The 12,749-nt window shown below is 56.1% G+C and carries 9 protein-coding genes; 5 read left to right on the forward strand and 4 right to left on the reverse strand.

The annotated features are described in order from the left end of the window. Nucleotides 1-1,804 precede the first annotated feature (1,804 nt). The 4 genes from H6F75_RS15280 to H6F75_RS15295 all read left to right on the forward strand — a co-directional run bounded on the left by H6F75_RS15280 (nucleotide 1,805) and on the right by H6F75_RS15295 (nucleotide 10,164). Entirely contained in the window at nucleotides 1,805-3,865 is a 2,061-nt protein-coding gene (locus H6F75_RS15280; protein ID WP_199303958.1) for an AMP-binding protein, read from the forward strand. A gap of 134 nt (nucleotides 3,866-3,999) precedes the next feature. Then, nucleotides 4,000-6,372: a 3-hydroxyacyl-CoA dehydrogenase/enoyl-CoA hydratase family protein gene (locus tag H6F75_RS15285; RefSeq protein WP_190753331.1), complete on the forward strand. Its 2,373-nt coding sequence runs from the start codon at nucleotides 4,000-4,002 to the stop codon at nucleotides 6,370-6,372. Nucleotides 6,373-6,517: 145 nt separating this feature from the next. Then, nucleotides 6,518-7,702 carry an acetyl-CoA C-acyltransferase gene (locus H6F75_RS15290; protein WP_190753332.1) on the forward strand — a complete coding sequence of 395 codons (1,185 nt, stop codon included), beginning with the start codon at nucleotides 6,518-6,520 and terminating at the stop codon, nucleotides 7,700-7,702. 122 nt (nucleotides 7,703-7,824) lie between these two features. After that, nucleotides 7,825-10,164 carry an acyl-CoA dehydrogenase gene (locus H6F75_RS15295; RefSeq protein WP_190753333.1) on the forward strand — a complete coding sequence of 780 codons (2,340 nt, stop codon included), beginning with the start codon at nucleotides 7,825-7,827 and terminating at the stop codon, nucleotides 10,162-10,164. A 148-nt stretch (nucleotides 10,165-10,312) separates the two neighbouring features. Here H6F75_RS15295 and H6F75_RS15300 read toward each other — a convergent pair whose 3' ends face one another. Then, nucleotides 10,313-10,723 carry a hypothetical protein gene (locus tag H6F75_RS15300; RefSeq protein ID WP_206754683.1) on the reverse strand — a complete coding sequence of 137 codons (411 nt, stop codon included), beginning with the start codon at nucleotides 10,721-10,723 and terminating at the stop codon, nucleotides 10,313-10,315. 31 nt (nucleotides 10,724-10,754) lie between these two features. On the opposite strand from H6F75_RS15300, the gene H6F75_RS15305 reads away from it, so the two are divergent. Beyond that, complete coding sequence (locus tag H6F75_RS15305; RefSeq protein ID WP_190753335.1) at nucleotides 10,755-10,988, forward strand: hypothetical protein; 234 nt, start codon at nucleotides 10,755-10,757, stop codon at nucleotides 10,986-10,988. Here the strand turns inward: H6F75_RS15305 and H6F75_RS15310 are convergent. The 3 genes from H6F75_RS15310 to H6F75_RS15320 are packed head-to-tail and all read right to left on the reverse strand — an operon-like array spanning nucleotide 10,968 to nucleotide 12,720. Further along, a complete protein-coding gene (locus H6F75_RS15310) occupies nucleotides 10,968-11,582 on the reverse strand; it encodes a hypothetical protein (protein ID WP_190753336.1) in 615 nt (204 codons plus the stop codon). The genes H6F75_RS15305 and H6F75_RS15310 overlap by 21 nt on opposite strands. 19 nt (nucleotides 11,583-11,601) lie before the next feature. Next, nucleotides 11,602-11,820 carry a hypothetical protein gene (locus H6F75_RS15315; RefSeq protein WP_190753337.1) on the reverse strand — a complete coding sequence of 73 codons (219 nt, stop codon included), beginning with the start codon at nucleotides 11,818-11,820 and terminating at the stop codon, nucleotides 11,602-11,604. A 54-nt stretch (nucleotides 11,821-11,874) separates the two neighbouring features. Next, the gene (locus tag H6F75_RS15320) at nucleotides 11,875-12,720 is read right to left on the reverse strand and encodes a hypothetical protein (protein WP_190753338.1); all 846 of its coding nucleotides are present in this window, start codon (nucleotides 12,718-12,720) and stop codon (nucleotides 11,875-11,877) included. Nucleotides 12,721-12,749: the final 29 nt, after the last annotated feature.

Here is a 12,749-nt window from a genome sequence, read left to right on the forward strand (position 1 = left end):
CCCAGCGGTGTCGGGTGTTGCTCAACCGACAGGCGTTCATTCAAGGGCTAACAGGCTTTCACTGGTGGCTAGATGCCGTAAGCTAATTATTCCTAAATAGGCGGATTTGATATGATTTGGTCCTTCCGCGATGCCTGTATGTACCGCCGCCATGAACGGCGGTTGCGGTCATCTTGCTACTGGTGCAGTTCTAGGCAACCAGTTCTCAGATTTTGGTCTCAGCCTGGTCAGTGTGCAAAGTGCGGCATAGAGTTGGATGCAGAAAATATAAGCTATTACAGTTCAACCTTCGAGGAAGCCTAGAAAGCTGACACTGTAGATTACTTGCTTTTCCAGTGGAGTAGGCTTGGACCCGGTACGCGAAAGAAACCCCAAACCCTTGAGAGGGTGCTCACCTCGAGCTGTGGAACAAGAGATATAGTAGAGAGTTTGCTTGCTGATCAGTGATACCCGAACTTTGTCAAGCATATTCTGTCAAAAACGGACAAAATATGCTTGACATCGCAGCCCCAATTACCTTGACCACGAACGTTTGAATAGTTGCGTATACCGCAAACAATCAAACACCCAAACTGTCTACTGGATAAGGATTTCAGGTGAGCCAGATTTTTGACGGACTAAATTTGGACTAAATTTTTGAGCCTCGTTAAGGCGTCTTGCGAGGGCGTAGAAACTCAAGAGGCACCGCTTCACTACACACAAGGGTAGCCGACACGCCTCGGCCTAGCTCACGGTCCAATCCAAAATTATTGGACAAAATGAGGTCTCACTGTTAGTCTTTTAAGCTGCCTTGCGAGACTATCAAAGAGATTTATGAGTCTTAGCGTAGGACTGATTAATGGACTCTTGCTTTTTAGATAAGGCTAAAGAGCAGAATTTGCATGGCTGCAGTCGCCCCTTCAATCCCTTCGTCCTCCATCACCCTCTCTTCACGAACCTAAAAACAGCTATTCTCAAAATCAAGTCTTTGTGGTATCAATATAAGACTAATTTCCAGGCACCCAAGTCTCAATGTGAGATTTGACTAAGGTAAAATCACAAGCCCGCTAGATTTACTTCTTTGGGTATAGGCAATCTGCTTGGAAACTTGAAGTTTAAGACGGTTATTTCTACCCACTGCAAAGCTTAGAGACTGAGAGAGTAGTGTGAAAGTTGAACTTTCCTGTCTTTTTCTCGTGATTCCAAAGGGTTTGGCAGCGCACTTGATGAATAGCTGAGCGTTTACGCCTAGCTAAAGTGCCTGTTAGCCCAATTCTTTACAAAAGTTATTTGCGATAGATTTCAATTATGGGTAGGGCAAAAATTGGAAAGCTATAATTAACGAAACAACGAATATCTTCAAAGGAGCTAATGGGCTTTTTTGTAGAAATCCTCAATAGAATCTGACTCCCTTGAGTCAGCAACCAGACAGTTAAAAGCAATTAAAAAATAGAAGTGCTGCACTAGTTTCAATCAATTACTAACAGGCATCGACCAAAACCGGTGCTGAAATGATTGATGACGTGCACAGCATCTAAGTTTTGATTGCTTTCTTCAGATCATCAGGTAATAGGCTAAGGGATCTATGCCCTAACGCATCAGGCCTAATCCTTTAGCTATTGCCCCGCTTCAAGGCCATCAAAAACGGCAGCTAGCTTACTTAGGGTAGGTCGCCGTCAGTTTGTCCATTCTTCTAATTCCTCCGTCGTCTGCTGGCGAAGGAAAGCGTTTGGCAGTGTCTCCATCCTTTGATTTAGTTACTCAGGTCAAATAAACGCGAACGGGTCACCGCTTTCGGTCTACATCCCCTCACTTCCCAGCCGCTATGACTACCCCGACTCTCTTCAATCTCGCGCTTCGCGAAGCGTATAGCCTTTGGCACCCCAAAAACGAAAACCATCTCGAAACGAGTATCCCTACAGGAAGTGCATGTCCCAGTCCCGCCATTCTCCACCGCACCCTGCCGTCTTTGCTTGATGGTGCAAATGGCTTAGCCATTGCCAACGATCGCGTTCTTAACCAGTGGCGCAAGGGAAGCTGGCAATCCTTTTCTACCGAGGCCTTTCGTCGAGCGATGGAAGAATTTGCCTTGGGGTTAGAGACCTTTGATCTGCACCGAGGCGATCGCGTTGCTCTGATGATGCACAGCGATGTGGGGTTTGCGATCGCCGACCTTGGCACTTTGCTAGCTGGGTTTGTCAACATCCCCATCGACCTCACCCAGACGATCGAAAACATTCTGCTAATTTTGCAAGAAGTCGAAGCGCCGCTGCTAGTAATCTCTAACCCAGCTTTGCTCGACCAAATTCGCCCCTACCTGTGGGAAGTGCCTACCTTAAAGGCTGTGATTGTGGCCGAGGTGCCCGACAGTTGGCAGGCCGAGCAGACCGGAGGTAGTGAGGCAGTCTCGGCCGCAGCGTTGCCGACACCAGCTCCTGAAACCTGTTTGCAAATTCCCCATCTACTCTGTGAAACCCCTACTCAGCAGCCGTGTCCGCCAGTACCCCAGGCGCTGCGAGTGTGTGCGCTAGCCGAGGTGCGTGAGTGGGGACGACAGCGTTGGTCAGCCGAGGCTGTTCAGGCTTTAGAAGATGCGATCGCGCCCGCCGATCTGGCCACCATCATCTACATCGCCAGCGAAACCAAGCGCCCCAAAGGAGTAATGCTTAGCCATGAGGCGATCGCGGCTAACGTACTGGCTTCGTTTTCTAGCTACCCCAACCTTCAAACCGGCCCCGACGAAGTGGCCCTACTGTTTTTGCCCCTCAACCACATCTTTGCCCGCGTGTTTTTGTATGGCCACCTGGCCTGGGGCCACAGCATTTATTTCTCTGACCCCAACCACCTAATCAAGCACCTGCGCCGGGTCAAGCCCACCTTTTTAATTACCGTGCCTCGGCTGTTGGAAAAAGTGCATGAGCGCATTCTCGACCAAGTTAACCACCTCAGCCACTTCGACCGGCGGGTGCTGCAATGGGCTATCAACCTCACGACTCGGTTCGACCCGGCTCAGCCGCCTCAAAAGCTCTACCGTCTGCAAATGCAGCTAGCCGAACGGCTCGTATTTATCAAATGGCGCGAGGTGTTTGGCGGCCGGCTCAAGGCCTGCATCTGTGGCGGTGCCGCCTTGTCTGGCAATCTGGTCAAGTTTTTCTCGGCGGCAGGGGTGCCCGTCTATCAAGGCTACGGCCTCACCGAAACCAGCGGCGTCCTCACCTACACTCGCGCCGGCCACAATCGTCTTGATACCGTTGGCCGGCCCATTCCCGGTGTTGAGATTGCCCTAGCCCCCGACCAAGAAGTTTTGGTGCGCGCCCCCTTCCTCATGCAGGGCTACTACCACGACCCCGCCGCCACCGCCGCTGCCCTCACCCCTGACGGCTGGCTACACACTGGCGACTTCGGCACCCTCGACGCCGACGGCTTTCTCACTATCACCGGGGTAAAAAAAGCTCTCTTCAAACTCTGCACCGGCAAATATGTCTCCCCCCGACCCCTAGAGCAAGAATTAATGGCCTCCCCCCTGGTGGACAAAGCCATCACCGTTGGTGCTAACCACAAGTTCTGCGCCATGGTGATCGTTCCTGACCTAGACGCCCTACGCCACCAAGTCGAGAATTGGGACCTTGATCTGACCCAACCCGACTGGTGGCACCATCCCCGCATCACCGCTCTCTACCAAAGCCTGATCGACACCGCTAACTGCCATTTCCCCTACTGGTCTACCGTGCGCAAATTTGCCCTAGTTGATCAAAGCGAGGGGTTAGACGAGGTGGTGGAGCGGTTGTATGGGGAGGGCGGTGGTAGAGGAGATGGGGGAGATGAGGGGGATGGGGGAGAGGGAGAGGCTTGTCCGGTGTATGCGCGATCGCTAATGCGCTACTAAAAGGCGATCGAGAGATCAAGTAGTGGGTTAACAGCCATCACTCCCCACCTTCCTCATCCCCCTCATCCCCCTCACCTTCCCTACCCCATCACTCCCCTACTCCCCTCCAACTACGCCAAACCAAGGAGCCAACCATGCAAACACCCTTCCAAACCGCTGCTGTCCTCGGAGCCGGGGTCATGGGTACCCAAATTGCGGCTCACCTGGCTAATGCCGGGCTCACGGTTCACCTATTAGAACTGCCCTCTCAAAAAGGCAGCAAAAACGACCTGGTAGAAGGAGCCTTCAAAAAAGCCTGTAAGCAGTCGCCGCCAATCTTCTACAGTCAGCAAGCGGTGAAGCGAGTCATTCTGGGGAACTACGAAGAACATTTCGAGCGCCTGGCCACGGTGGACTGGGTGATTGAAGCGGTGGTCGAAAACCTCGCCGTCAAGCAGGAGTTGTTTGCGCGGGTTGAGCGCACCGTTGGCCCAGATGCGGTAATTTCTACCAACACCAGCGGGCTGCTGATTCACCAGGTGGCAGAGGGACGCTCGAAATCCTTCAAAAAGCGCTTTTTGGGCACCCACTTCTTTAACCCGCCCCGCTACCTGAAACTGCTAGAACTTATCCCCACTGCCGACACCGACCCTGCCATGGTTGAGCGCATGGCCGCCTTTGGCCGAGACAGGCTGGGCAAAGGCATCGTCGTCGCTAAAGACACCCCCAACTTCATTGCCAACCGCATCGGGGTCTTTGTGTCGATGCTGGGCCTGCGCTCCTTCATTCCGGGTGACTACACTATCGAAGAGATCGACACCCTCACCGGCACCCTGGTGGGGCGACCTAAGTCAGCCACCTTCCGCACGGCAGATCTAGTGGGGCTCGACACACTACTCTATGTCGCCGATAACCTCTACCCTGCCATCCCCCACGACGAGCGGCGCGAGCTGTTTCAGCCCCCCGAGCTGATGCGCAAGCTAGTGGCCACTGGCACGTTAGGGGCCAAGTCGGGCCAGGGCTTTTACAAAAAAGTAGGAGGCGAGATTCGCTCGCTGAACCCTCAAACCTTTAGCTACGACTCGCCCCGCCCCGTCAATCTAGGGAATTTAGACGGGCTGAAGAAACACGATTTAGCTGAACGGCTGCGTCATTTATATAGAGATCGCGGGCGGACCGGAGATTTCTTCCGCCAGGCCATGCTCGAAACCCTGGCCTACAGCGCCAACCGCATTCCCGAAATTGCCGATAGCCCGGCCGACATCGATCGCGCCATGGCTTGGGGCTTTGGCTGGGAGATGGGGCCCTTCGCCATCTGGGATGCCCTCGGTTTTGACCGGGTCATTCAGGACATGACCCAAGCCCGGTTGACCATCCCCTCCTGGATAGAACGTATGCAGGAAACGGGAGCCACAAGCTTCTACAGTGCTGACCCCGCCCTCACTGCGCCCTCTGTTTATGTACCTGGTGAGTACTATCTACCCCTAGAAGTCTCTACCAATGAACTCCACCTTGCTGACCTTAAGGAGCGCCCACTTCTTTGGCACAACAGCGAGGCCGCCTTGCTCGATGCTGGCGATGGCGTTGCCCTGTTCGAGTTTCGCTCCAAGGCCAATACACTCAGCACCAAAGTGGTCGAGGGCCTGGGTGCCGCCCTCGACTGGCTGGCTGCCCACGACAACTACCACGGCATGGTGATCGGCAACGAAGGCCCCAACTTCTGCGTCGGTATCAACCTGGCCGAGGTGGGCAAAATCGCCCAGTGGGAAAACCTCAACCCCCTCAACCGCAACCATCGCACCATTGCCAAACTGCTCCATGACGTCCAAGCCCTGGTGCAGCGTATCTACTACTTCCCTAAACCCGTAGTTGCCGCCATTCAGGGGCGGGCGCTGGGGGGCGGTTGCGAACTCGCTATGGCCTGCCCCCATGTGGTTGCCGATGCCGAAACCTACATCGGTCTGGTGGAACTCGGCGTTGGGCTGATTCCCGCTGGGGGCGGCCTCATGCGCCTGGCCCGCTGGGCCGGTCAGCGCGCCATCTCCGACGAACCCGCTGACATTCTGCCCTGGCTGAAGCAGGTGTTTCGCACCGTCGGTATGGCCCAAGTCTCTAACAGCGCCCACGAGGGCATCGAGCTAGGCTTCTTGCCCGCCACCACCCAGATCGTGATGAATAGCGATCGCCGCCTCTACGCCGCCAAACAAGAAGTGCTCTGCCTGCACCGCATGGGCTACGCGCCCCCACCCCGCCAGCCCATCCCCGTGCTGGGGCAACCCGCCCGCGCCATCCTCGAACACATGGCCTACGTCATGCACGCCGGTAGCTACATCAGCGACTACGATCGCAGCCTCGCCAACCGCCTCGCCTACGTCCTCACCGGCGGCGATCTTACCGTCCCCGCCGCCGTAGACGAGACCTACCTCTTCAACTTAGAACGCGACAACTTCCTCCCCCTCATCGACGAACCCAAGACCAAGGAGCGACTGCTGCACATGCTGAAGACGAAAAAACCGCTGAGAAATTAGAGCGTGAGAGGGTGATGGAGTGATCGGGTAATGGGGTGATCCGACGTTCAAAATTCAAAACTAAAAACTTTGAACTTTGACACCCCCACCCCCTCACTCATCCACCCTCACACCCATCCACCCATCCACTCCGGAACCTCCCGCTATGAACACCACCGCCTACATCGTCAGCACCGTCCGCACCGCCGTGGGCAAAGCGCCCCGCGGTACCCTCCGCCACACCAGCCCCGACGTTTTGGGAGCTGCGGCTTTAAGGGGCGCGATCGCTCACATCCCCGCCCTGGTCTCTGACCACATCGACGATGTGATCATGGGCTGCGCCATGCCCGAGGCCGAGCAGGGGTATAACCTGGGTCGGCTCATTGCTTTGCGAGCAGGCTTGCCCGACTCGGTCTCTGGTTGCACTGTCAATCGACTGTGCGCCTCGGGGCTGCAATCCATTGCCATGGCCACCCAAGCCATCGCCTGGGGCCAGGCCGATGTGATCGTGGCGGGCGGCGTCGAGTCTATGAGCATCATCCCCATGGGCGGGCACCAGTTTTCCCCCAGCACCGAGCTGTTTGCGGAGATGCCCGATGCCTACATTCCCATGGGCCTCACCGCCGAGAGAGTCGCCGATCGCTTCCAGGTTTCCCGCGCTGACCAAGATGCCTTTGCCCTGCGATCGCACCAAAAAGCCCTCGCCGCCCACGCATCCGGTCGGTTCAAAGCCGAAATTGTCCCCGTTACCGTGCGCACCACCGAGTACCTTGACGGCCAGCCCCATACCCAAGAGCTCACCTTTGACACCGACGAAGGCCCCCGCGCCGACACCAGCCTGGAGGCCCTGGCCCAGCTCAAACCCGTCTTCAAAGCCAACGGCACCGTCACCGCTGGCACCTCCTCCCAAATGTCGGACGGAGCCGCCGCCACGGTCGTCATGGGCGAAAACACCCTCCACGAACTCGGTCTGCAACCCCTGGGTCGCCTACTTGGCTTCGCCGTCGCCGGGGTGCCCCCCGAGATCATGGGCATCGGCCCCATCGCCGCCATCCCCAAAGTGCTGAAGCAGGTCGGCCTCACCCTCGCCGACATCGGCCTAATTGAGCTCAACGAAGCCTTCGCCGCTCAATCCCTCGCCGTCATCCGCGAACTGGGCTTGAACGAAGAAATTGTGAATGTGAACGGGGGTGCGATCGCCCTCGGCCACCCCCTTGGCTGCTCCGGCGCCAAACTCACCGCTACCCTACTCCATGAAATGCAGCGACGCGGCACCCGCTATGGTCTGGTGACTATGTGCGTTGGCGGGGGGATGGGCGCAGCGGGGGTGTTTGAAAACTTGATGCGATGAGCTGCGAAAAAAGTTTTGAGTTTTGAGTGCTGAATTTTGAATGCAATTGCTACTTCAAGCAATCAAAACTCAAGACTGAGAACTTAAAACTTTTCCCCACCTCCCACTACCCGAGGCCCACCATGCTCCACTACCTCCCCATCTCCCTCACCCTCCTCACATTCCTCATCGTCGTTATCCTCCTCATCCCCTCCCTCCGCCGCACCCTCATCTCCACTCCCCTTGGCAAAGTCGCTCGCAAACAGCTGCCCAAAATCTCCGACACCGAGCGGGCTGCGATCGAAGCAGGCCAGGTCTGGGTCGAGGGCGAATTCTTCTCTGGCCAGCCCGACTGGCAAAGGATGCTCAACGAGCCCTACCCCCAGGTGCCGCCCGACGTGCAGGCCTTCCTCGACGGGCCGGTGGAGCAGGTCTGCCAAATGGCCACCGACTGGGAGATCTACCAGCGCAAAGACCTGCCCCCGGCGGTGTGGAAGTTTCTCAAGCACGAAAAATTCTTCGGCATGATGATTCCCCAAGAGTTTGGCGGCTTGGGTTTCTCGAATTTGGCCTACAGCGCTGTGATGGTGAAGCTGGCTTCCCGCTCCTTTACCCACGTAGCCACGGTGGGGGTGACCAATTCCCTCGGCCCAGCCAAGCTGCTGCTGCGCTACGGCACCCCCGAGCAAAAGGCCCGCTACCTACCGCGCCTAGCTATTGGCGAAGAGATTCCCTGCTTTGCCCTCACCGAACCCCTGGCCGGGTCTGACGCCGCCAGTCTCACCTCGCGCGGTGAAGTATTTAAAGGAGAAGACGGCCAGCTGTATCTGCGGCTGAACTGGAAGAAGCGGTATATCACCCTGGGGGCGATCGCAACGCTGCTCGGTCTCGCCTTCCGCCTCTATGACCCCGACAATTTGTTGGGGCTAGGGCATGACGTGGGCATCACCTGCGCCCTAGTGCCAAGGGAAACCCCTGGCGTTGTCATCGACCATCGCCATGACCCCATGGGCGTACCCTTCTTTAACTCTCCCATCGAGGGCCACGACGTAGTGCTGCCCATCGACCAGATCATCGGCGGTGTTGCCCAGGCAGGGCAGGGTTGGAAGATGCTGATGCAGACTTTGGCGGCGGGTCGGGGTATTAGCTTCCCCGCCACCTGTACTGGGGTGGCCAAGTTAGTATCGCGGGTGGCCAGCGCTCACAGCGTCGTACGTCAGCAGTTTGGCCTGCCCATCGGTCGCTTCGAGGGGGTCGAAGAACCGCTCGCCCGCATTGCCGGGTTGACTTACGTGGTTGATGCCGCTCGCCTCTACACCTGTGGCGCGGTGGATAGTGGAGCGCAACCGGCGGTGGTGAGCGCGATCGCCAAGTACCAAAGCACCGAGCTAGCCCGCACCATCGTCAACGACGGCATGGATATCCTCGGCGGTTCCGGCATCTGCCGGGGGCCGCGCAACCTGCTGGCCAACGTCTATACCGCTATCCCCATCGCCGTCACCGTTGAGGGAGCCAACATTCTCACCCGCACCTTAATGATCTTTGGCCAGGGCGTCATCCGCTGCCACCCCTACCTCTACGACGAAATTCAGGCTCTCTACGACAGCGACTGGCTCGCCTTTGACCGGCTGCTGTGGGGCCATGTTGGCGCGTTTATCCACAACGTCGGGAGCTCCACTGGGCTGGGTCTCACCCAGGGGCGATTGGCCAAGGCTCCTGTCGTCGGTCCCACCGCCCGCTACTACCGCAAACTCTCCTGGGCTTCGGCCACCTTCGCCGTTCTCACCGATGTCGCGCTAATCCGCTACGGCGGCAGCCTCAAGCGCCACGAAAACCTCACTGGCCGCTACGCCGATGCCCTCTCCTGGCTCTACCTGACCAGCGCCGTGCTGCGCCGGTTTGAGGCCGAAGGGCAACCCGACGCCGACCTGGCGACAGTGCGGTGGGCGGCTCACTATGGCCTGGTTCAAATTCAAACCGCCTTTGAGGGCATTGTCAGCAACCTGTCTCTCCCGGTAGTTGGGCCACTGCTGAAACCGCTGATAGGGCTTGGCCTCCGGCTAAATCCCCTAGCGACCCTGCCCACGGATGCCCTGGGTCACCAGGTCGCCAAGGATCTGCAAACGGCTGGGGAAATGCGCGATCGCCTCACCGCAGGCATCTACTTGCCCACCGACCCCACCGAAGCCCTGGGCCGTCTGGAGCAGGCTCTCCGCTTCAGCCATCAGGCCGACCCCATTCACCGCCGCCTCAAAGACGCCGTTCGCACCGGTCAGCTCGCGACTGATGGTTCAGAATCCCTAGAAACCCTGGCCCACCGAGCAGGTCTGCTAACCCAGCCCGAGTGGGATGTGCTGACAGCAGCAGATGAAGCCCGTAAGGACGCCATCCAGGTCGATGCTTTTACCTTTGAGGAGTATGCGGCGGGCAGCACAGTAGATCTGACTAGCATCCCTCAGCCCTTACTATCGGATCGAGGCTAATCCTGTTTTGAGACTTAAAAAAGTCAAGTTGGGACTTCCTTGGATGTAAAGGAGTCCCAGCTTGAGACTGTTAATCGCGGTTAGCCTCAATTTCTTTGCCGGGTTGGTCAAGACGCGGTTCAGCATCCATAAATTTGTACAGACTCGATTAAGGCTGGCACACCACGCTGACCGACTCAACTAGCTCGCCATCCACAGCAATTTTTAGCCAGCAGGATGAGTTCGCCGTGTAGTACTCCATAAAACGACCATCCTCGCGATCGCTCACTATCGGCTCACCATAGCGTTCGCGCACCTGCTCAAAATCCATGCCAGGGCAAACTCCCGCTGGGGTGCAATATTGGTCGCTGGTGCTAGTCATGCCGATCACCGTCCCTCCCTCCATCAAAACGATGAAACTGGGGTAGTCGAGCTGACTATAAAACGAGCTGCTCACTTGACTCGGTTGACCAAATTCACGAATGACTGTCTTCCCCTCATCCCCAATTGAAAGACCACCTAGGCGAAGTTCTTGCTCCGGCAAATCTTGCGATTGCAATGCAGGAGATTGCTCAGCCACAGTCTGCGTCTCCTGACTCAGGCTCGTAGGCATGTTTTCTTCTGCGCTGGCCTGCTCTACCTGGGGTGATAAGTTAGTTGATGCTTCGGGCAAAGAATTGTTGGATAAGTCAGACTCGACTGAAAAAATCGGCTCAACATTAGCTGTAGTCGAGCTAGTACAGCCCATGAATATAAATCCAGCTAAACCCGAACCAATCACACTGAGTAAAGCCGGACAATCAAACTTCCAACTTTTCCACATTTCAATTGCCCTGCTCAGATAGACTTTCTTCCACCGATCGCCATCCGTTTTCAGTGCATACCCCGGCTTCATCGGGGCGAGGAAGGCACCAGTAATTTTCACCGTCAGATATTACCCCCTGTTGAATATAAGTTAGCTCTACCAGAGGATTCCATTCTTTCTCGCCCATTTCATCGTAATAGCGATACTGGTCGCCAAAAACCTCTAGTCCCTGGTCAGTACCGCCCATCACATACAACCCATCCAAAATGGGCGGCGATGCCGTGGCTTCATAAAGCTCTGACTCGCAGGGCTCATCTTCCCCATTACAGCCGCTGATCACGTCACCATCCTCAGATATTTTAGAGATGGTGTTTCCCTCTATCCGCAAGCGCTCTCCATCCTCCAGAATCAGAGGATTAGAAAACTGTCCCCGATAGAGCACAGAACTGCTCTCGGTGCCGTGCTGTTCCACAGTAGTCGCGCCATCCAGTTCAATGGTGATCGATTGTCCGGTGCCATTGCCGCTGTAGAAATTGAAGTAGCGATCGCCAAAAAATGGCGGCTCTTTTGCCGAGTCTGAGCTGCTAGAGGACTCATTTAAGGCTGTTGTTGGGGCGTAATTAGCATCTGCCAAAGTACCAGGAGGCGTGACGTTAGCACATCCAGTCATGAACCCAGATAGCCCGACCAGGGCAATGGCGGAAACGCGAGTTGGCCACAATTGCAAACGTCTTTTCAGCATAAGAATTTCGTTTAATGGGCTGTGCTTTATAGGTGATGTAGCCATCAATGGAGGCGGCATCACCGCAGAAATAAGCGGGCGATCGCCCGTAATCACCCCGATCCAAACCTACCAGAGGAGTTTTGCCCATAAAAAAGCGCCAGATTCTAAACTGGACTCAGTTTTCTACGGCAACAACACCCCCCTACAGCGCTGGAGGCAGTCCGGTTTGAAGATAGTTGGCATAACCGCGCCAAAAGTCGGGATGGTCGTAAGGGTCGAGCTGCCAGGTTGGGTTGGCCTCATACAGCTGAGCCAGTTGTTCTAGGGTCTCCAGTATGGGCTGCTGGGTCGTAGTGGGTAGAGCCGTAAACCATCGGGCGAGTTCTTGCCCCGCCACTTCTGGGTCCTCATCTGAGCTGAAGTATCGATCGCCTATATTCAACTTAATTAGCAGGCTGAGATAGCGCTCGTAGGGCTCGGGATACCCTGGCTTAGTAGCAATCACCTGGCGATAAAGATCGAGCGCCTGCTCCAAATCCTCTTGCTGGTCGTACAGACGGTTGGCGATCGCCCACTGTTGCTCAGTAGGCGTCGCTTGCTGCACCGTGACCTGACACCAACGCTCGTCAACTAAGTTGTCGGGAGAACCCATCGGTTCGGTTTCGCCAAGCAAATTTCTAATTGGGGTAGTTTGCACCACCCGATAGCGATAGAGCCCAGCATTTTGATCATCAATTCGCACCACCACACTATCGCTATAGGGGGTCTGCATGATGTAGTCGCCGAGTATGAGATCAACGCGCAGGTCACTCACAAATTCGGGATAGCAGGACGGCGCTGGGTCATCTGGGCTCGTTGCCACGTTAATAGAAATGACATCCCCCGGTTCAGCAACAAAGCTATAAACCCCGCTTTCGTCAGGGTCGGGGGACACTTCTAAGCTCACCAGGGTAGGAGCCTTTGGCTGGGCCGATGCTGATGCGGCTAGGGCTAGCAGGGGCAACACCCAGCCAAAGGAGCGCATTGTAATAGTTGATATTGGAGCCATAGGATCGTTTATTTGGGGGCGACTAACCG

The sequence above is a fragment of the Nodosilinea sp. FACHB-131 genome (assembly GCF_014695395.1).
Classification (GTDB): domain Bacteria; phylum Cyanobacteriota; class Cyanobacteriia; order Phormidesmidales; family Phormidesmidaceae; genus Nodosilinea.

Bases quoted from the DNA above. Each gene is read 5' to 3' on its own strand.
- H6F75_RS15280 (WP_199303958.1), top strand. From the start codon at position 1,805: ATGACTACCCCGACTCTCTTCAATCTCGCGCTTCGCGAAGCGTATAGC.
- H6F75_RS15285 (WP_190753331.1), top strand. From the start codon at position 4,000: ATGCAAACACCCTTCCAAACCGCTGCTGTCCTCGGAGCCGGGGTCATG.
- H6F75_RS15290 (WP_190753332.1), top strand. From the start codon at position 6,518: ATGAACACCACCGCCTACATCGTCAGCACCGTCCGCACCGCCGTGGGC.
- H6F75_RS15295 (WP_190753333.1), top strand. From the start codon at position 7,825: ATGCTCCACTACCTCCCCATCTCCCTCACCCTCCTCACATTCCTCATC.
- H6F75_RS15305 (WP_190753335.1), top strand. From the start codon at position 10,755: ATGTTTTCTTCTGCGCTGGCCTGCTCTACCTGGGGTGATAAGTTAGTT.
- H6F75_RS15315 (WP_190753337.1), bottom strand. From the start codon at position 11,820: ATGGGCAAAACTCCTCTGGTAGGTTTGGATCGGGGTGATTACGGGCGA.
- H6F75_RS15320 (WP_190753338.1), bottom strand. From the start codon at position 12,720: ATGGCTCCAATATCAACTATTACAATGCGCTCCTTTGGCTGGGTGTTG.